This is a genomic window from Amycolatopsis sp. NPDC039088 (assembly GCF_055598845.1).
Genome location: NZ_JBVKAE010000005.1, coordinates 122,494 through 140,060, shown reverse-complemented (window position 1 = coordinate 140,060; position 17,567 = coordinate 122,494). Strand labels below are relative to the sequence as shown.

Annotated in this window: 16 protein-coding genes and 1 other RNA gene; 4 read left to right on the top strand and 13 right to left on the bottom strand. The window is 68.5% G+C overall.

Going from position 1 to position 17,567, the window contains the following annotated elements:
* Positions 1 to 6 precede the first annotated feature (6 nt).
* The 9 genes from ACZ7KI_RS08525 to ACZ7KI_RS08485 form a co-directional block, all read right to left on the bottom strand.
* The gene (locus tag ACZ7KI_RS08525) at positions 7 to 942 is read right to left on the bottom strand and encodes an ABC transporter permease (protein WP_470272528.1); all 936 of its coding nucleotides are present in this window, start codon (positions 940 to 942) and stop codon (positions 7 to 9) included.
* Positions 939 to 1,940, bottom strand: a complete 1,002-nt coding sequence (locus ACZ7KI_RS08520) for an ABC transporter permease (protein WP_470272527.1) — start codon at positions 1,938 to 1,940, stop codon at positions 939 to 941. The genes ACZ7KI_RS08525 and ACZ7KI_RS08520 overlap by 4 nt, the downstream gene beginning before the upstream one ends.
* An 86-nt stretch (positions 1,941 to 2,026) precedes the next feature.
* Positions 2,027 to 3,700 carry an ABC transporter substrate-binding protein gene (locus ACZ7KI_RS08515; RefSeq protein ID WP_470272526.1) on the bottom strand — a complete coding sequence of 558 codons (1,674 nt, stop codon included), beginning with the start codon at positions 3,698 to 3,700 and terminating at the stop codon, positions 2,027 to 2,029.
* Between the two features lie 592 nt (positions 3,701 to 4,292).
* On the bottom strand, positions 4,293 to 4,808 hold the full coding sequence (locus ACZ7KI_RS08510; protein ID WP_470272664.1) for a uridine kinase family protein: 516 nt from the start codon (positions 4,806 to 4,808) through the stop codon (positions 4,293 to 4,295).
* Positions 4,809 to 4,837: 29 nt separating this feature from the next.
* On the bottom strand, positions 4,838 to 5,275 hold the full coding sequence (locus tag ACZ7KI_RS08505) for a DUF2304 domain-containing protein (protein WP_470272525.1): 438 nt from the start codon (positions 5,273 to 5,275) through the stop codon (positions 4,838 to 4,840).
* Between the two features lie 12 nt (positions 5,276 to 5,287).
* Entirely contained in the window at positions 5,288 to 5,989 is a 702-nt protein-coding gene (locus ACZ7KI_RS08500; protein ID WP_061985814.1) for a glycosyltransferase family 2 protein, read from the bottom strand.
* A gap of 59 nt (positions 5,990 to 6,048) precedes the next feature.
* Positions 6,049 to 8,019: a DUF6541 family protein gene (locus tag ACZ7KI_RS08495; RefSeq protein ID WP_470272524.1), complete on the bottom strand. Its 1,971-nt coding sequence runs from the start codon at positions 8,017 to 8,019 to the stop codon at positions 6,049 to 6,051.
* Between the two features lie 73 nt (positions 8,020 to 8,092).
* Positions 8,093 to 9,391 carry a polysaccharide biosynthesis protein gene (locus tag ACZ7KI_RS08490; protein WP_470272523.1) on the bottom strand — a complete coding sequence of 433 codons (1,299 nt, stop codon included), beginning with the start codon at positions 9,389 to 9,391 and terminating at the stop codon, positions 8,093 to 8,095.
* Complete coding sequence (locus tag ACZ7KI_RS08485) at positions 9,388 to 10,404, bottom strand: glycosyltransferase family 2 protein (RefSeq protein ID WP_470272522.1); 1,017 nt, start codon at positions 10,402 to 10,404, stop codon at positions 9,388 to 9,390. Before ACZ7KI_RS08485 ends, ACZ7KI_RS08490 begins: the two co-directional genes overlap by 4 nt.
* Positions 10,405 to 10,465: 61 nt before the next feature.
* Between ACZ7KI_RS08485 and ACZ7KI_RS08480 the strand changes: the two genes are divergently transcribed.
* On the top strand, positions 10,466 to 11,578 hold the full coding sequence (locus ACZ7KI_RS08480) for a UDP-N-acetylglucosamine 2-epimerase (protein ID WP_037320298.1): 1,113 nt from the start codon (positions 10,466 to 10,468) through the stop codon (positions 11,576 to 11,578).
* Positions 11,579 to 11,615: 37 nt separating this feature from the next.
* Here the strand turns inward: ACZ7KI_RS08480 and recR are convergent, their stop codons facing one another.
* Positions 11,616 to 12,212, bottom strand: a complete 597-nt coding sequence (gene recR / locus ACZ7KI_RS08475) for a recombination mediator RecR (protein ID WP_061981975.1) — start codon at positions 12,210 to 12,212, stop codon at positions 11,616 to 11,618.
* 1 nt (position 12,213) lies between these two features.
* A complete protein-coding gene (locus ACZ7KI_RS08470) occupies positions 12,214 to 12,570 on the bottom strand; it encodes a YbaB/EbfC family nucleoid-associated protein (RefSeq protein WP_007035126.1) in 357 nt (118 codons plus the stop codon).
* Between the two features lie 100 nt (positions 12,571 to 12,670).
* Here ACZ7KI_RS08470 and ACZ7KI_RS08465 point away from each other — a divergent pair, with 100 nt between their 5' ends.
* Positions 12,671 to 13,507 carry an N-acetylmuramoyl-L-alanine amidase gene (locus ACZ7KI_RS08465; RefSeq protein WP_470272663.1) on the top strand — a complete coding sequence of 279 codons (837 nt, stop codon included), beginning with the start codon at positions 12,671 to 12,673 and terminating at the stop codon, positions 13,505 to 13,507.
* An 80-nt stretch (positions 13,508 to 13,587) separates the two neighbouring features.
* On the opposite strand, the gene ACZ7KI_RS08460 is transcribed toward ACZ7KI_RS08465, so the two are convergent.
* A complete protein-coding gene (locus ACZ7KI_RS08460) occupies positions 13,588 to 15,657 on the bottom strand; it encodes a DNA polymerase III subunit gamma and tau (protein ID WP_470272521.1) in 2,070 nt (689 codons plus the stop codon).
* A gap of 30 nt (positions 15,658 to 15,687) precedes the next feature.
* Between ACZ7KI_RS08460 and ACZ7KI_RS08455 the strand changes: the two genes are divergently transcribed.
* Positions 15,688 to 16,521 carry a spermidine synthase gene (locus ACZ7KI_RS08455; RefSeq protein ID WP_470272520.1) on the top strand — a complete coding sequence of 278 codons (834 nt, stop codon included), beginning with the start codon at positions 15,688 to 15,690 and terminating at the stop codon, positions 16,519 to 16,521.
* A 10-nt stretch (positions 16,522 to 16,531) separates the two neighbouring features.
* Here the strand turns inward: ACZ7KI_RS08455 and ffs are convergent.
* Positions 16,532 to 16,626, bottom strand: an RNA gene (ffs, locus tag ACZ7KI_RS08450) — signal recognition particle sRNA small type.
* A 46-nt stretch (positions 16,627 to 16,672) separates the two neighbouring features.
* On the opposite strand from ffs, the gene ACZ7KI_RS08445 reads away from it, so the two are divergent.
* Positions 16,673 to 17,563 carry a serine/threonine dehydratase gene (locus tag ACZ7KI_RS08445; protein ID WP_470272519.1) on the top strand — a complete coding sequence of 297 codons (891 nt, stop codon included), beginning with the start codon at positions 16,673 to 16,675 and terminating at the stop codon, positions 17,561 to 17,563.
* Positions 17,564 to 17,567: the final 4 nt, after the last annotated feature.

Here is a 17,567-nt window from a genome sequence, read left to right as displayed (position 1 = left end):
GAAAGATCACCGCCTGTTCTTCGGATCGAGGGCTTCCCGCAAGGACTCGCCGAGCAGCGTGAACCCGAGCGCGACGATGATGATCGCGATGGCCGGGTAGTACGCCAGCTCGGGGCGGATGTCGAGGAACTGCCGAGCACTGCGGCTCAGCATGATGCCCCATTCCGCCCGGTTCGGGTCCGGGTCGCCGAGACCGAGGAACGACAGCGCCGCCGCCTCGAGGATCGCGGTCGCCAGCGTCAGCGTGGCCTGCACGATGAGCGGGCCGAGCGAGTTGGGCAGCATGTGCCGCAACACGATCGCCCAACGTTTGACGCCGAGCGACGTCGCCGCGAGCACATGGTCGCTGTTTCTCTGCGCGAGCATCGAACCGCGCAGCAATCGCGCGAAGATCGGCACGCCGACCATCGACACGGCCACGATCACGGTCCACTGGCTCGGCTTCTGGAACAGCGCGGCGACCGAGATCGCCAGCAGCAGCGACGGCACCGACAGCATGACGTCGACGAGGCGCATCAGCACCGTGTCGACCCAGCCGCCGAACGCGCCGGCGAGCCCGCCGATGATCATGCCGATCACGACGCCGATGACCGTCGCGAGCACACCGACCAGCAGCGTGTTCTGCGCGCCGACCAGCAGCCGCGAAAGGTAGTCGCGGCCGAAGTCGTCGACACCGAGCGGGAAACCGGCCTGCGCGCCGGGGATGATGCCCTGGCCGAGGATGACCTCGCTCTGCAGATACCGCTCGTAGGGGTCCTTCGGCGCGATGAACGGCGCCAGGATCGCCAGCAGCAGGAACAGCAGGGTGATCACGCCGCCGGTGATCGCCACCGGGCTCCGCAGCATCCGGCGGACCGCCTCGCCACCGAGGCTGCGCCCCTTCGCCGACGACGCGGCGAGCTTGTCGATCGGCTCCTTCTTCTTGTTCAGCAATGTGTTCATCGGACACGCACCCTCGGGTCGATGAGCCCGTACGAGACGTCGACCAGCATGTTCACCAGCACGTAGACCAGCGCGCCGAACAGCAGCAGCGCCTGCAGCCGCGGGTAGTCACGCCGTTCGATGCCTTCGGCGAGCAGGAAGCCGAGGCCGCGGAAGTTGAACACCCGCTCGGTCAGCACGGCGCCACCGAGTAGCGCGCCCGTCTGGAGGCCGATGACGGTGATCACCGGCAGCAGGCCGTTGCGGAGCACGTGACGGCGTCGCACGATCGGCTGGGTGAGGCCCTTCGAGTTGGCCGTGCGGATGAAGTCCTCGTTCAGCACGTCCAGCACCGACGCGCGGGTGATCCGGACGATCACCGCGAGCGGGATGGTGGCGAGCGCGAACGCGGGCAGGATCAGGTGGGTGACCGCGTCCCAGGCGGCGTCCCATTCCTGGGTGATGATGCCATCGAATACCGCGAAGCCGGTGACGCTGGTGGCGTCGAGACCGGCCATCTGACGGCCCTGCGACGGAAGTCCCAGCGGTGCGGCCAGCGCGTCTTGCATCATGTAGCCGAGGAAGAACACCGGCACGGCGACGCCGATCAGCGAGAGCACGATGATGACGTTGTCGACGACCCCGCCGTGGAAGCGGGCGGACAGGTAGCCGAACGGGATGCCGAGCCCCACCGCGATGAGCATCGCGCAGAAGCCGAGCTCAAGGGTGGCGGGGAGGAAGTTCCCGATCTCCGACATGACCGGCTGGGCGGAGACCAGCGAGTTGCCGAAGTCGCCGGTTATCGCCCGGCCGAGGAATTTGAAATACTGGACGAAGATCGGATCGTCGAGGCCGAGGATCCGGTTCAGGTCGGCGATCTTCTCCGGGGTCGCCTTGTCACCCAGGAGGGCGCCGGCGGGGCCACCGGGCAAGGACCGGAGCCAGGCGAAGATCAAAATGGACAGGATCAAGAGCGTCGGTATCGCTTGTAGCAGCCGACGCACGAGAAAACGGAGCACGTGCGTTCCTTTGTTGCCAGCCCGGGAATGGGCTTCAGGGGGTGGGCGCGGTAGCACCCACCCCCTGAGCCGCTAGTGGTGGTGGATCAGTTGACCGTGACGGTGTAGAAACGCTCGTCGGTCAGCGGGCTGGCCACCAGACCCTTCACCTTCGGGCCCACGACGATCGCCGGGGGGCCGTAGGAGATCGGGATGGCGGGCAGGTACTCCATGATCTGCTTGTTCACTTCCTGGTACGCCTTGGTGTGCTGCTCACCGGCGGGCGCGGCGTCCGCGGCCGAGATGGCCGAGAACAGCTCCGCGTTGGTGAAGCCGAACTCCGGCTTCTCGCGGCCGAAGAAGGTGCCGACGAAGTTGCCGGCGTCGTTGTAGTCACCGGTCCAGCCGAGCAGGTGAACGTCCTGCTTGCCTGCCTTCTGGACGTCGTCCTTGTAGCCACCGTTCCACGGCTTGGCGATCGGCTCGACCTTGATGCCCATGGCCTTCATGTCCTCGGACAGCGACGTGAAGATGTCGGCCGGGTTCGGCATGTACGGCCGGGTGACCTCGGTCGGGTAGTAGAACTTCAGCGTCATGCCCTCGGCGCCGGCCTCCTTCAGGAGGTCCTTCGCCTTCTGGAGGTTGTAGTCGTACTTGGTGACGTTCTCGTTGTAGCCGTCGATCGCCTTCGGCACGAACTGCGTCGCGGTTTCGGCGCCCTCGGGGAGCTTCGACTTCACGAACTGCTCACGGTTGAGGCCGTAGGCCAGCGCCTGGCGGACCTTGAGGTCCTTCAGCTTCGGGTTGTTCTTCTGGTTGATGCCCAGGTACAGGATGTTGAACGACGGGCGGATGAGCACCTGCTCGCCGTCGTTGCGCAGCAGGCCGTAGTCCGCGGGCGACGGGTAGTCGTAGCCCTGGATGTCGCCTGCCTTGAGCGCCTGCTTGCGGGCGTTCTCGTCCGGGATGACCTTGAAGACCAGCTTGTCGAGCTTGGCGGTCTGGGTCGGCGAGTCGGTGGCCTTGGAGAGCGTGATCTCACCCTTGGCCTGGTCCCAGCTCTCGAACTTGAACGGGCCGGTGCCGGTCGGGTGCTTCAGCGCGTACTCCGGGTAGGAGAACGAGTCACCGCTCTGGGTGACGGCGTCTGCGTTGTACTTCTTCAGCGCGTCCGGGCTCTGGATCGAGAACGACGGCAGCGTGAAGGCCGCCGGGAAGGCACCCTTGGCCTTGTTCAGGTTCAGGACGGCTGTCGACTCGTCCTTGACCTGGCAGTCCTTGAACACCGGGGCGCCGGAGGCGTCACCCTCGTTCTTGGCGAAGCCTTCGAAAACGTCGCCGTAGTAGATCATCTGGCTCTGGGCGGCGGCGCCCTTCATGTTGAACATGCGGTTGAAGTTGAAGCAGACCGCTTCGGCGTTGAACGGGGTGCCGTCGTGGAACTTGACGCCCTTCTTCAGGGAGAAGGTCCACGTCTTGCCTTCGTTGCTGCCTTCCCACTTCTCCGCCAGGCCGGGCTCGAGGTCCGCGGTGCCCGGCTTGTTCATGATCAGGGTGTCCATCATCTGGCGGATGATGCGGAAGGTCTCACCGTCGTCGTTGAACAGCGGGTCGAAGGTCTTCGGGTTACCGGCGGCGCCGAAGACCATGGTGCCTCCCGAGCCACCTCCTGCGCCCTCTTCACGCTTCGACTCGGCACAAGCGGAAATGGTGACCGCGAGTGCGCCGGCAAGCCCGATCAGGGCCACACGGCGCGCTCTGGTCGCCCGCAGTTGCTGCATCTGGCACCCCTTGAGGAGATTTTCGGTGTTTTAGTCACCGTCCGGTCGGTCGGAAACTCGAACTCCGCGGACGATCGGTGTGCTCGCCGACACTAGCGGGAACTCGGCCCGCACTTAAGCACGTGAGGTTACGATCGCGCTACGCGAAGGCCAATACGACCGCAAAGTGTCCGCAATTCCAGACGGAGCGTAATCAATTCTCGACCACTAACGCGCAGAGTGCCGGGTCACTAACACAAATGGGTGTCCACCACTACGCTCTTTGGGTCACCGTCAAAACAGGACATCGGCGGGTGGTTGAGGGCCTGTAGTCATCGTGTCTCGTGAGTGGTAATGGCGGTTGGAACCCTCTTTAGGTACCAACCGGCGGGCGAGCCCGGCCGTGAAGGACTCCTTGAGGGACTCAGAGTCCCTCAAAGTTCCCCTCACCCGTCGCGGACGACCATCACGAGCCTCAGCCGCGACGGCTGCGCCATGAAGGCCCCCTTCCCTGGGCTCAGCCGAGGAAACTCGACCTTCACATCTTCCCCAGTACATGATGGCCCCCTTCTTTGCGCCTAGCGCAAAGAAGGGGGCCATCATGTACTTCGCTCTAACCGTCATTACCACTCACGACAGTGGTGGCCGCCGCCCTGGTCCCGTCCACGGCGAACCAGCCCCGCTCGAACAGCTGCCAGCGGCGTAGTTCCGCCCGGGATTGCGGGCCGTCCCGCCCGACGGCGCGGTCCAGGCGTTCGGTCTCGGTCCCGCCGTCCAGCCAGACCAGCAGGGACAACGACGGCCGGATCCGTGCCCTGCCACTGGAAACACCCTCCAGCACCAGGACCTCGGGGACGTCGATCTCGACTTCTTCACCCGGCTGGGGGACTCCACTGGTCCAGTCCACGCGCCGGTACCCGCCCGGCTTGCCCGCGCGCAGCGGCTCCAGGACCCCGGTTTCCAGCCGTGACCACCACGAAACGGGTTCGTCCCAGGTGGCGAATTCGTCGGTGCTGACCAGTGCGGTCCGGATCCCGCGACCGGCGAGCTCCGCGACGATCTTCCCTGCCAGCGTGGACTTCCCGGAGCCGGAAGGCCCGTCGATGGCGAGGACGCGGACGGCGCCCAGCCTCGGCGGAGCCGCCAGAACGGCGTCGATCAGCGTGCGCGTGCGGGACTCACTTCGGGGAGCCCTTTGACGTTGTCGGGGGTGGCCGTCCTGGCTTCCAGCGCGGCGACGCGTTCTTCCAGTTCGCGCTGGGCATCGGTGAGTTCGCAGCGGAGCAGCGCGATCTCCTCAACAGAGGTCCGGACCTCTTCTTCGAGATGTCCGACCTCGGTGGACAGATGCAAGGCGACCAGCGCCAGAACCACGCCTGCCAAGAGGAATACGAAGTTCGACGGCGTCTGTACGCCGGTCACGCGAGCCATGAAGTCGGCGGCCTGCGGAACGAGCGCGAGCACCATCACGCCGATGGCGAGGACGAGCCAAACACCCGCGTACTTCTCACGCAGTTTCCGCCGTCGCATCATCTCGAGGACGACGAACAGCACCAGACAGGCGACGACGATACTGAGAATGCGCCAGCCGTCCATGATCAGCTCCTTTTACGCCGAATCCGACGAGTCGACGGCGGGGCGGCGGCGCACCAGCGCCAGCAGCAGGGCGAGTCCGGCGCGACCGAGGTAGACGGCCGATTTCACCGGCGAATGGCTCGGCGTTCCGGCCGCCCGTTCGCGCATGATCACCGGGATTTCCTTGATCTTCAGTTCGGCCCGGATCGCCATCACCAGCGACTCGACCGTGTCGCCGAGGTATTCGGCCGGGTAGTACGCGGCGAACAGTTTGATCGCGCGCGGACCCATCGCCTTGAACCCGGAGGTCACGTCGGTGAGCTTGGTCTTCCCGAGCCGGGAGAAAACGAGCGAGAGCACGACCATCGCGTATTTCCGCGGGCCGCTCGCCTTGTACGAGCCCTTGCCCGCGAAGCGCGAGCCGATCGCGATGTCGGCGTCGTCGAGCGCGTCCAGCAGGGCGCCGACCTCTTCCGGGTCGTGCTGCCCGTCCGCGTCCACCTGGACGACGACGTCGTAGCCGCGGGCGGCCGCGTACCGGAAGCCGGTGCGCATGGCGCCACCGACGCCGAGGTTGACCGACAGGCGGGCCACCTCCGCGCCCGCGGCACGGGCGAGCTTGGCGGTGTCGTCGGAGGAGCCGTCATCGACCACCAGCACGTCCATGCCCGGCAAGGACTGCTTGACCTGGGAAATGACCGCGCCGACGCTGGCCTGCTCGTTCAAAGCAGGCATCACGATGAGTACGCGACGAGTGGTCACGGACGTACTGGACACTGGATCACTCTATCTTCTTACTGGCCGTGAGCGGTGTCGGACCCGGTGCTGGCGCCTGCGGCGACCACACCTTGCTGACCTTCGATTTCGTAGATCGACGCGTCGGAGTTGTGGAAGACGCGCTTGAAACCCGGAGTGATGTCGAGGCGCTGGAGCCCCACCGCCGGCTTCGACGCGGGCGCCACCTTGCCCTTGCCGACGATCACGTAACGCACTTTGAGCTCGTCGAGCGCCTGGCGGACCCGGGGCTCCCGGTTGATGTCGTTCAGGAACACGCTGAGCCAGCCCGGCTTGGTGGTGAACTCGGCGCCGTAGTTGGTCCACTCGACGGGCTGAACCCCCGCAAGGGCGTACATCCACACCGAGCCGTCGGCCCGGTCGTTCATCACCCGTTCGCCGGGTACGACGTGCTGACCGAGCCAGGTGTAGGCGGCTTCCTCGGCCTTGCTGACCGCCGGACCGTCGCCGTACTTCATCGCGAGCGTCGAGGAGTTGCGGCCGATGTAACCGCCCTTGCTCAACGCCACGACCAGGAGGCCGATCAGCACGGCGCCGGCGACCGCCGTGGTGAACGGGTTCAGGTTCGGCTTGCGCTCACCGAGTTTCCCGGCGAACTTGCCGGAGGCGGTGTGCACGAACTCGCCGAACGCGACCGCGCCGGCCAGCGGCACGAGCGCGCCGATCCGCCAGTGGTCGTTGTAGAACACGCCGGTCAGCGTGTGGATGAGCGGGGTCTCCAGCGAGATCGTCGCGGCGAACAGGCCACCGAGCACGACGTACGCCCCGACCATCCAGAGCATCCGCCGGTGCCGGACCAGGAAAAACACGCCGATGATCGCCGGGACGCCGATCCACCACTGGGGGAAGGCCGCCATCGGGGAGAAGGTGAGCGTCTGCCCCAGCGCGCCGGAGACGGTGGCCTCCGACGCCCAGGACGCACCTGTCACGCCACCCGCGTTGTAGAGCGCGGGGAGAACCTGCGGCACGCCCAGCACGACCGCCGCCACGATCGTGGCCACCAAGGAGGCCGCGCTGCGGCGCCAGCCGATCTTCTCGAAGCGGAACAGCACCGCGAGCAGGATCAGCAGGAAGTAGACCATGATGACGAAGATCAGGCTGGTGTGCAGACCCGCCAGCCCGGCGACACCGACACCGATCGCGACCGGCCCGGCGATCCCGCGCGGTTTGAGCAGCAGGTGGGCGAGCGCGAGCATGGCCGGAACGAGGGCCACACCGGCGACATACGGCCACAGCGGACCGCGCCACAGCGAGTCGTACGGGAACGCGGTGAACCAGGTGGACACGGCAGCCGCGGCGGCGATCCCGAGCACCGGCATCCGCCAGGCGCGGCACATCGCGGCGACGCCGAGCGGGATGGTCAGCACGACCATGAGCGCCGCCAGGTTCAGCGTCGGCATCATCGTCAGGCCGCCCTTGCCGAAGACCAGGGCGAGCAGCGCGTGATAGGTGTCCGGATAGAAGTAGTCGGTCTGGTTCGGCAGGTTCGCGATGGTGCCGACCGTCGACGGCCGCGCGTCGCCGTGCTCGGCGATCCAGCGCACCAGGTTGCCGTGGAACGGGGCGTCCCAGTCCTGCTGGACGTTCTCCAGCGAATGCGAGCCGCGCAGGAAGGTCACCGCGCCGACGCCGAGGCCGACCACGACGCCCGCGCCGATGAGCAGGTGGTCACGCAAAGAGTGCTTCGGGGCGTCGTCGTCTTCAGCCCAGTCGGGGTGCCGCTTCGCGGTGAACCGGAGTACGAGGAACGACAGCGCGAAGCCGACGATGGACAGCGCCAGTACCCACAGCCCGACGTTGAGCATCGACCAGCGGATACCGAGCCCGCCGAGGATCGGGATGGCGATCGCGACGAGGCCGAAGGTCAGCAGCGGGGCCGCCGCGGCGAGGGTCCAGCCGCGCAGCCTGATCGCGGCGCCGAAGACGAGCCCCGGCAGCCAGAACGCCAGTACCACCAAAAGAACGTTCATCGAATTCGCTGTCCAACCCTATTTCGGCGTGAGAACGCCATCGCGTTTCGCGGCGCGTGATGGCGCGGCCACACTATCGAGACGTTTCGGACGGCTGTGCGTTGCCCGTCTCGGGCGTGCCCCGCACCACGAACGCCATCACGACCAGCAGGCCGACCGTGGGTCCAGCGGCGAGGCCGACGACGGCGCGCACGACGGTGTCGCCGGGGAAGAACAGCAGGACCAGCGCGGTCGCGACGACGACGGCGGCCCAGGTGATCAGCACCTTCTCGGCCTTGGCCTGCGCGACCAGCACGGCGGCGAGCAGCTGCATCGCGGCCAGCAGCACCGACGACCAGACCAGCCCGGCCATCCACCAGGCCTCTGGGTCGTTCTTGGCGCCGTAGACCAGGCGGACGACCCACGGGCCGATCAGGTAGCCGATCAGCGCGCCGAGGGCCGCGAGCGCCAGCGCGCCCGCCGAACCGAGCGCGAGCAGCCTGCGCAGCCGGTGCTTGCCCTCTTCGGTGCTGGACAGCCGCACCACGGTCGGGACCGCGAGCGCCTGCACCGGCGCCATCAGCGTCAACGGCGTCCTGGCCACGAACAGGGCGAGGAAGAGCACGCCGAGCTTGTCCTTGTCGCCGCCGGGCGCGAGCAGGCTGACCAGCGCCGGGTAGCCGGTGATGACGCTCGCGGTGAGCCCGGCGCCCGCGAGGAGCATCAGCATGTTCGTGACGATCGGCTTCGCGGGCTCGTCCGCGTCGAGGTGAGGGTCGACCAGCCGGGCGGCGCCGCGGGCGAAGAGCAGCCAGGCGAACGAGCCGGTCGCGGCGGCGATGGCGAACCAGTACAGCTGGGTGAGCCCGGCGACCACCAGCGCGGCGACCACGAGGATCCGCACGGCCGCCTCGACGAGGATCAGCCAGGAGTAGGACCGGACGTGGTTCTGGCCGATGAGCAGGCCGCGCGCGGCGAACTGGAAGGCGAACGAAAGGCCGCCGGCGAGCACGATCACCGCGAGCGCGAACTGGCCGCCGTAGACCTTCGCGGTGATCGGCGGGAGCAACGTGACCAGCCCGACGACCGTCACGGCGATCGCGCTGGTGACGAAGGCGACCACCGCCGGGCGCCCGGCCTTGCGGCCCTCGAGCGCGGCGTGCGCGGACTGGCGGGAGATCTCCTGCTCCAGCGGGGACAGGGCGGCGCCCAGTCCCATCAACATGCCCCAGAAGGAGAGCAGGACGGCGTTGTCGGCCTGCGACAACGTCCGGCCCCAGACCACGGTGAGCGCGTAGCCGAGCGCGATCGCGATCAGCAGGTAGACGCCGATGCGGCCGGCGGACTTCCCGGTGTCCTTGGCCAGTTCTTCGCTGCTCACCGCGTTGCTCATCGACGCAGCTTGGCCCGCAGTGCCATGAAGAGGCCGCGGAGCGCTCCGGCGCCGAAACCGGCGGCGAACACCGGCGCGAGCTGGGCGACCGCCTTGGCCTCGGCCTTCGTGGCGCCGAACTTCGTCACCGCGAACCCGGCGGCCGTCGACCCGGCGGCGGCCAGCGCGACGGCGGTCTTCGGACGCTTCGCGGCGACACCGAGTCCGAGCACGCCGACGGCCATCGCGGCGAACAGGCCGTTGCGAGCCGGGCCGGGCGACGCGAGATACGAATCGACGAACGTGGTGCCGCGGAAATACGACTGCCCGATGAACTTCTTGAACGAATCCCGGCCGTGGTAGGTCGCGGAGAACTCGGGGGCGAGGAAGATACGGTGCCGTTCGGCGATCCAGCGCAGAACACCGGTGTCGTCACTCGCGAAACGAACGTCTTCGAAGAGCGACTCGAACGCGTTGGACGAATCCTCGAGAACGTCCTTGGGCGCGGAAAAGAATCCGGTGCCTTTCGGGAAGACGTCGAACTCTTCGATACCGAAGGACATCAACCGCGGGTTCGCGCAATAACGGCGCCACGGGATCTTGACCAGACCCGCCATGAATCCCGCATACGGATTGTGTTCGGACGCGACGTTGACGTGACCGTTCCACACCGTGCGCTCGGGGTGGTCCACGAGCTGGTCGCGAAGGAAGGCGAGTGAGCCCGGGTCCACGATCACGCGGCTGTCGAGCAGCAGGATCTGCTGTCCGGACGCCTTCGCGATCCCCGCCCGGCGTGCCTCGAACCGGCCGCTGTTCGGCTGGGTGAGGACCGTGATGCCGTACAGTTCCTGCAGCTTGGCGAGCTTGTCGCCGGTGCCGTCGGTGCTGCCGTCGTCGACCACGACCACCTCGACCGGCCAGTTCGCCGCCTGTGCCGACGCGATCAGCGCGCCCACACTGCGGTCGATCCAGTTCTGCTCGTTGTAGACCGGGATCACCACGGACAGGGCCGGGAGGAGCGAATTCGCACTCACCCCGGCGAGGCTACCTTGCGCGGGCCACCAGTATCCTTCGGGCACCGCAGACCCCGACAGAATGGCCCTTCCGGTGATTTCCTTCATTCTCGGCACCACGGCGGAACTGATCAAAATCGCGCCGGTCTACCACGGCATCCTCGAACGCGGGGTCCGCCCGAAGATCTGGTTCACCGCACAGCACGTCGACGAGGTCTCGGACGTTCTCGCCGACCTGAACCTCCCGGAACCCGACGTCTGGCTGGTGCCGAAGGAGAAGGCGCACAACCTGGAGTCGCCCGCGCAGGTGCCGGGCTGGGCCGCGCAGGTGCTGCGCACCGCGTGGAGCCGCCGCGCCGAGCTGAAGGCCGCGCTGGTCGAGGACGGGCGTCCGCCGCTGGTGCTGGTGCACGGCGACACCTTCACCACGCCGTACGGCTCGCTCATCGGGAAGCGGATCCTCAAGTCGCGGGTCGGGCACGTCGAAGCGGGTGCGCGGTCGGGCAGCATCATGTCGCCGCTGCCGGAGGAGCTGAACCGGAAGATCGCCGCGAAGATCGTCGACATGCACTTCGCGCCGAGCGCGCGTGAGGTCAACAACCTGCGCAACGCCCGCGGCGTCGTCGTCGACACCGAGGCGAACACCGCGATCGACGCGATGCGGCTGGCCATCAACGGGCCGCTCGACATCGAGGGACTGCCGGAGAAGTTCGGTCTCGCCACCCTGCACCGCTTCGAGCTGGTCTCGCGCGCGGACAAGTACCGCGAGGCGCTGGAGATCCTGCGCGAGCAGAGCAAGCAGATGCCGATCCTCTACATGGCAGGCGCGCCCGAGCGCGAGAAGATCCGCTCGCTGGGCCTGGCGAATCTCTTCGACGAGAAGAACTTCATAATCCAGCCGAAGATGAGGTACCTGAAGTTCCTGCCGCTCGTCGCGCGCGCCGAATACGTCGTCACCGACTCGGGCGGCCTGTCCGCGGAGTGCTACTACCTCGGCCTGCCGTGCGCGGTGCACCGCGAGCGCACCGAGACGCCGCAGCACCTCGGCGAGACCGTCGTGCTGACCGAGATGCGCGGGGACAAACTGCAGAACTTCCTCGACACCTACCAGAACCGCCGCGGTGAGTCCTGGGTCGACAAGTTCCACCCGTCGGAGATCATCGTCGACACCCTGGCACGCCTGGGCTACTGCTGATTCTTATCCCGGCCTTCACGGAGTGACATGAAGCCGGCTAGAGCGCTCGCCGTCCCGAGAGTGCCCGTCCCAGCGTCAGCTCGTCCGCGAACTCCAGGTCACCGCCCATCGGCAGCCCGGACGCCAGCCGCGTCACCCGCAAGCCGGGGAAGTCGCGAAGCATCCGCACGAGGTACGTCGCGGTCGCCTCGCCTTCGGTGTTCGGGTCGGTCGCGATGATGATCTCGCTGATCTCCGCGCCGCCGATCCGCGCGAGCAGCTCACGCATGCGCAGCTGTTCCGGTCCGATCCCGGACAACGGGTCCAGCGCGCCGCCGAGTACGTGGTAGCGGCCCTTGAACTCGCGCGTCCGCTCGACCGCGAGCACGTCCTTCGGCTCCTCGACCACGCAGATGACCGTGAGGTCGCGGCGGGTGTCCCGGCAGATCCGGCAGGTCTCCTGTTCCGAGACGTTGCCGCAGACCTCGCAGAACTGCACGCCTTCCTTGACCTTGCCGAGCACTTCCTGCAAGCGCGAGATATCCGCGGGATCGGCCGCCAGCAGGTGGAAGGCGATCCGCTGCGCGCTCTTGGGACCGACGCCGGGCAGCCGCCCGAGCTCGTCGATCAAATCCTGGACGACACCCTCGTACAAGCTAGCCGCCGAGCCCGGGGAAGCCGCCGAGATCCGGCATCCCGCCACCGAGGCCGCCCGCGAGCGGGCCGAGCTTCTGTTCGGTGAGCTTCTGCGCGTTGGCCGAAGCGTCCCGCACGGCCGCGACGACCAGGTCGGACAGGGTCTCGACGTCGTCGGGGTCGACCACCTTGGGGTCGATGGACAACGACTTGAGCTGGCTGTCGCCGGACACGGTCGCGGTGACGAGGCCACCGCCGGAGGTGCCGGTCACCTCCGTGTTGGCCAGTTCTTCCTGGGCCTCGACCAGCTTCTGCTGCATCTGCTGTGCCTGCTGCATGATCTGCGACAGGTCGAAGCCGCCACCGGGTTGCACCATGATCCGATCGGTCCTCTCCTGGAAAATCCGTGCCGCCTACCAGCCTAGCCGCCACTCGTATGGCACCGTGGGCGCAGTGCGACGACGGCTAAGCCTGGTGATGGCGATCGGATTGACGCTCTTCGCGGCGTGTGGTGTCGAAACCCCCGCGTCGCCGCCGTCGACCCCATCCGCTCCCGGCACCACCACCGTCTTCACCACCCTTCCGCAGCCGCCGCAGCAGACGCGGCCGAGCGCGCCGCCTTCGAGCGTCCCCCAGCCGCCGCCCGCCACCCAGCGGCCGCCGACGGGCAAGGTCGTCGTGCTGGATCCCGGTCACAACGGCGGCAACGCGGGCAGGCCCGGCGAGATCAACAAGCAGGTGCCAGCCGGACGCGGCAAGACGAAACCGTGCAACACCACCGGAACCTCGACGAATTCCGGCTACTCAGAGCACGCGTTCACCTGGGATGTGTCACAGCGGATCTCGGAAGCCTTGAGCGCCAAGGGAATCCGGGTCATCCTTACCCGGCAGAACGACAACGGCGTCGGGCCGTGCGTCAACGAACGCGCCGCGATCGGGAACGACGCGGCGGCGGACGCGGTCGTGTCGATCCACGCCGACGGTTCGAATTCCGCCGGTGCGCACGGTTTCCACGTCGCCTACTCGGCGCCGCCGCTGAACGCGCAGCAGGGCGAGCCCTCGACGAAACTCGCGACGGCGTTGCGGGACGGCCTCCGCGCGGGCGGCTTCCCGACGTCGACCTACCTCGGTTCGAACGGGCTCGCGCCGCGTGCCGACCTCGCCGGGCTCAACCTCTCGACCCGGCCCGCCGCACTCGTCGAATGCGGGAACATGCGCAATGCCGCCGAAGCCGCGGCGATGGCGAGCGAAGAAGGACGTCAGCAGTACGCCGCCTCCATCGCGAAGGCCATCGCGGACTACCTGGCGGCCTGACCATCCCCCCGCATTTAGTCCTCTAAACGCGGTAGTTGGTATCACGAACTACCGCGTTGAGAGGACGAAATGCGTTCTGGTCAGCGTTCGTCGAGCGGGCGGGCGTTGAGGTGGTCGGTGAGCAGCTTCCGGGCGATCTCCTCCGGGTCCTGCTCGGGCGGGAGCGGCGGAGGGGGCGGCGCGGGGCTCGCGTCCTCCGAGTAGAGCTCTTCGTCGTCCTCGACCGGCTCGGGCGGGAGCGGGATGTCCGGTTCGGTCGTCGCCACCTTGGGCCGCTGAGGCTCCGGCTTCGGCGGCGGAGGCGCCGCGGGGGCGCCGGACGCCTCGGCGGACCGGCGGGTGAACGATCGCTCGGCGGTGGGCGGCGGCGCGGCGGCCTTGGGAGCGGCGGTCTGCCGGGCCTGCGCGGCGCCGTGAACGCACCGCACCTGCCAGTCGCCGCCGAAGACCTCCTTGAACGCGGCCGCGATGCGCTCCGTGTGCTGCGGCTCGGAAAGCCTGAGCGCCACCGGTTCCGCGTTGTGCGTGAGCGTGACGGCGTTGCCTTCGACGCCCACCACACTCGCCTGCGTGAGCATCGCCCCAGTCACGGCGCCACCCGGGATCTTGCGGATCGCGGCCTGCACCTGCGGCCAGCGGCCGCGGATCCCGTCCGCGTCCGACCCGCCACCCGAAGCCGCCGCGGGAGCCGAAGCAGCCGCGGGAGCCGGAGCGGCAGTGGGCGCGGACGGACGTGGGGGAGCGACCGGCTCCGGCCGCGCGGCGGGCTGAGCGGCCGGGGCGGGCTGCTCTACCTGTGCGGCCTGCTGAGCGGGAGCCGGTGCGGCGGCGCGACGTGACGGCCGCTGGAACTCGCGAACGGGCTCGCCGGCGGGAGCGACAGGGGTCGGCGCCGTGCCCACCGAAGCGACCGGGGCCGTCTGGGCGATCGGAGCAGCCTGGACGGCTTGGGAGGCTTGCGCGGCACCACCGGCGACAGGCGCGGGTGCCGAAGCGGCGCGGCGCTCGAGCCGTTCGAGCCGGGCGAGCAGCGCATTGGCGCCCTCGGCGACCGACGGCAGCAGCATCCGCGCCGTCAGCAGCTCCAGCACCAGCCGCGGCGAGGTCGCGCCCCGCATCTCCAAAAGTCCATTGTGGACGATGTCGGCGTAACGCGAGAGCGTGGCCGGCTCCAGTTTGGCGGCCTGCTCCTGCATCTTCTTGAGCTCGTCGTCCGGCGCGGCGACCAGTCCGCGCTCACCCGCGTCCGGCACCGAACGCAGCATCACCAGGTCGCGCAGGCGGTCGAGCAGGTCGGTGGCGAACCGGCGCGGGTCGTGCCCGGCCTCGGCGAGCTTCTCGACGGTGCCGAACACCGCGGCCGCGTCGTCCGCGGCCAGCGCGTCGACCATGCCGTCGATGAGCGCCACGTCGGTGACGCCCAGCAGGGACACCGCCCGCGAGTAGTCGACGCCGTCCGGCCCGGCCCCCGCCAGCAGCTGGTCCAGCACCGATTGCGTGTCCCGTGCGGAACCGCCGCCCGCGCGGATGACCAGCGGGTACACGGCGGGCTCGACCGTCGCGCCCTCGGCGGCGACGTTGCGTTCGAGCAGTTCGCGCATGGAACTGGGCGGGATCAGCCGGAAGGGGTAGTGGTGCGTCCGCGACCGGATGGTGGGCAGCACCTTGTCCGGTTCGGTGGTCGCGAAGATGAAGATCAGGTGCTCAGGCGGCTCTTCCACGATCTTCAGCAGGGCGTTGAAACCCTGCGTGGTGACCATGTGCGCCTCGTCGATGATGAAGACGCGGTAGCGCGAGTCCGCCGGGGCGTAGAAGGCCCTGTCCCGCAGTTCGCGGGCGTCGTCGACACCACCGTGACTGGCGGCGTCGAGTTCGGTGACGTCGACACTGCCGGGCCCCTCGGGGGCGAGGTTGCGGCACGAGTTGCACTCGCCGCACGGATCCGGTGTCGGGCCCTTCGCGCAGTTCAGCGACCGCGCCATGATGCGCGCGCTGGAGGTCTTGCCGCAGCCGCGCGGGCCGGAGAAGAGGTAGGCGTGGTTGATCCGACCGGCCGCCAACGCGGTCCGCAGCGGATCGGTCACATGCTCCTGCCCGACGACCTCGGCGAAGGTAGCCGGACGGTACTTTCGGTACAGCGCTAATGCCACGGCCGCGAGACTACCGGGAGGGCCCGACAGGTGGGATCAGCACCGACCCCAGGCACCTACCCGGTCCGCTTCGGCACCGCCGAACTGCTCCGCGACGCCGACCGCCCGAACGCCTGGATGATCACCGTCGACGGGGTCGCCCAGTCGCACGTCAACCTCGACGATCCCACGGACCTCGAGTTCGACTACGTCCGCCGGATCGCCGACGTCGTCGACTGCCTCGGCGAAGGCCCGCTCGACGTGCTGCACGTCGGCGGAGCGGCCTGCACCCTCCCGCGCTACATCACGGCGACGCGGCCGCGCTCACGTCAACTGGTCTTCGACGCCGACGGCGAACTCGTCGCGCTCATCCGCGAGCAGCTGGGTCTGAAGGGACTGAAGGTCCGTGTCGGCGACGGCCGCGAAGGCGTCTCCGGCAGGTATGACGCTTCGGCCGACCTGGTGATCGTGGACGCCTTCGAGCGCGGAGTGTTCGCGGGCGGGCTCGCGACCGTGGAGTTCACGAACGAGGTCGCGCGAGTGCTCCGACCTGGCGGTACCTACCTCACGAACGTCTCGGACGGCCCGAACCTGCCGTTCCTCCGCCGCTTCCTGGCGACACTGGCAACGTCGTTCCCGCACCTCGCGCTACTCGCGGAACCGGGCGTCCTGCGGGGCCGCCGCTTCGGCAACATCGTGGTCGCCGCTTCCCGCGTCGAACTGCCCGTCACCGACATGACCCGCCGGGCCGCCTCCGCCACCTATCCAGCGCGCTGCGTCGCCGGCGAAGACCTCAGGCAGCTCCAAGGCAAAGCGCGCCCCATCACCGACGCAGACGCCCTACCGTCCCCAGTCCCCCCGAAAGACGTCTTCGGGATCTTCTAGCCCCGGAAATGAAAGGGGACCCCGCGCACCCGTCAGAGCTTGCTTATCCTTGCTGCCTTCCGGCCCTGGGGAGGTTCACAAGATGGACGCCGCGCGGGGTCCGGGGACCAGTGTAGTCACTCCCGTCCCGGCATGGAGGACAGTGGGGGGTATGAGTACTCCGACCTGGGAAGATGTCCGCAAAGCCGCCGAAGCCGTCCATCCGTTCGTGCGCCGGACGCCGGTGCTGCGCGCCGAAGTCGACGGGCGGCCGCTCGTCCTCAAGCTGGAGCATCTGCAGCGGAGCGGGTCGTTCAAACTGCGGGGCGCGGTGAACGCGCTGGTGAGCGGTCCGCTGCCGGAGCGGGTGCTGACGGCGTCCGGTGGCAACCACGGCCTGGGTGTGGCGACGGCCGCTTCGCTGCTGAATCTGCCTGCGACGGTGTACGTGCCGGAGTCCGCTCCGCAGGCGAAGACGGATCGGATCGAAGCCACGGGCGCGAAGCTCATCCGGCACGGCACGACGTACGCCGAGGCGGCCGCGAAGGCGCTCGAAGCCGCGTCCGAGCCGGGTACGCGATACCTGCACGCGTACGACGATCCCGCCGTTGTCGCCGGTCAGGGCACCGTGGCCGCCGAGGTGATCGAGGACGCGCCGGACGTCGACGCGTTCCTGGTCGCGGTCGGTGGTGGCGGCCTGGTCGCCGGGACGTCGCTGGCCGGGCTGCCGACGTTCGGTGTCGAGCCGGAGCGGTGCCGTGCGCTCAACGCGGCGCTGGAGGCTGGCGCGCCGGTGGACGTGGACGTCGACTCGGTGGCGGCGTCCGCGCTGGGCGCCACCAGGATCGGGAGCGTCCCGTTCGAGGTACTCCGGACGCGGGTGACGTCCGTGCTGGTCAGCGACGCGGAACTGCTCGGCGCGCGGGACCGGCTCTGGGAGGAGTTCCGGCTCGCCGTCGAACCGGCCGCGGCGGTCCCGTTCGCCGCCTGGCTGGCCGGGCGGACCGGCGGCGAACTGCCCTGCGTCATCCTGTGCGGCGCCAACAGCGAGTGGACACCGTGAAACG

What these genes read in the sequence shown, in the direction of transcription:
- ACZ7KI_RS08465 (WP_470272663.1), top strand. Translation starts at nt 12,671, where the DNA reads ATGGCGATCGGATTGACGCTCTTCGCGGCGTGTGGTGTCGAAACCCCC.
- ACZ7KI_RS08505 (WP_470272525.1), bottom strand. Translation starts at nt 5,275, where the DNA reads ATGGACGGCTGGCGCATTCTCAGTATCGTCGTCGCCTGTCTGGTGCTG.
- ACZ7KI_RS08480 (WP_037320298.1), top strand. Translation starts at nt 10,466, where the DNA reads ATGGCCCTTCCGGTGATTTCCTTCATTCTCGGCACCACGGCGGAACTG.
- ACZ7KI_RS08495 (WP_470272524.1), bottom strand. Translation starts at nt 8,019, where the DNA reads ATGAACGTTCTTTTGGTGGTACTGGCGTTCTGGCTGCCGGGGCTCGTC.
- ACZ7KI_RS08490 (WP_470272523.1), bottom strand. Translation starts at nt 9,391, where the DNA reads ATGAGCAACGCGGTGAGCAGCGAAGAACTGGCCAAGGACACCGGGAAG.
- ACZ7KI_RS08445 (WP_470272519.1), top strand. Translation starts at nt 16,673, where the DNA reads ATGAGTACTCCGACCTGGGAAGATGTCCGCAAAGCCGCCGAAGCCGTC.
- ACZ7KI_RS08500 (WP_061985814.1), bottom strand. Translation starts at nt 5,989, where the DNA reads ATGCCTGCTTTGAACGAGCAGGCCAGCGTCGGCGCGGTCATTTCCCAG.
- ACZ7KI_RS08515 (WP_470272526.1), bottom strand. Translation starts at nt 3,700, where the DNA reads ATGCAGCAACTGCGGGCGACCAGAGCGCGCCGTGTGGCCCTGATCGGG.
- ACZ7KI_RS08525 (WP_470272528.1), bottom strand. Translation starts at nt 942, where the DNA reads ATGAACACATTGCTGAACAAGAAGAAGGAGCCGATCGACAAGCTCGCC.
- ACZ7KI_RS08470 (WP_007035126.1), bottom strand. Translation starts at nt 12,570, where the DNA reads ATGGTGCAACCCGGTGGCGGCTTCGACCTGTCGCAGATCATGCAGCAG.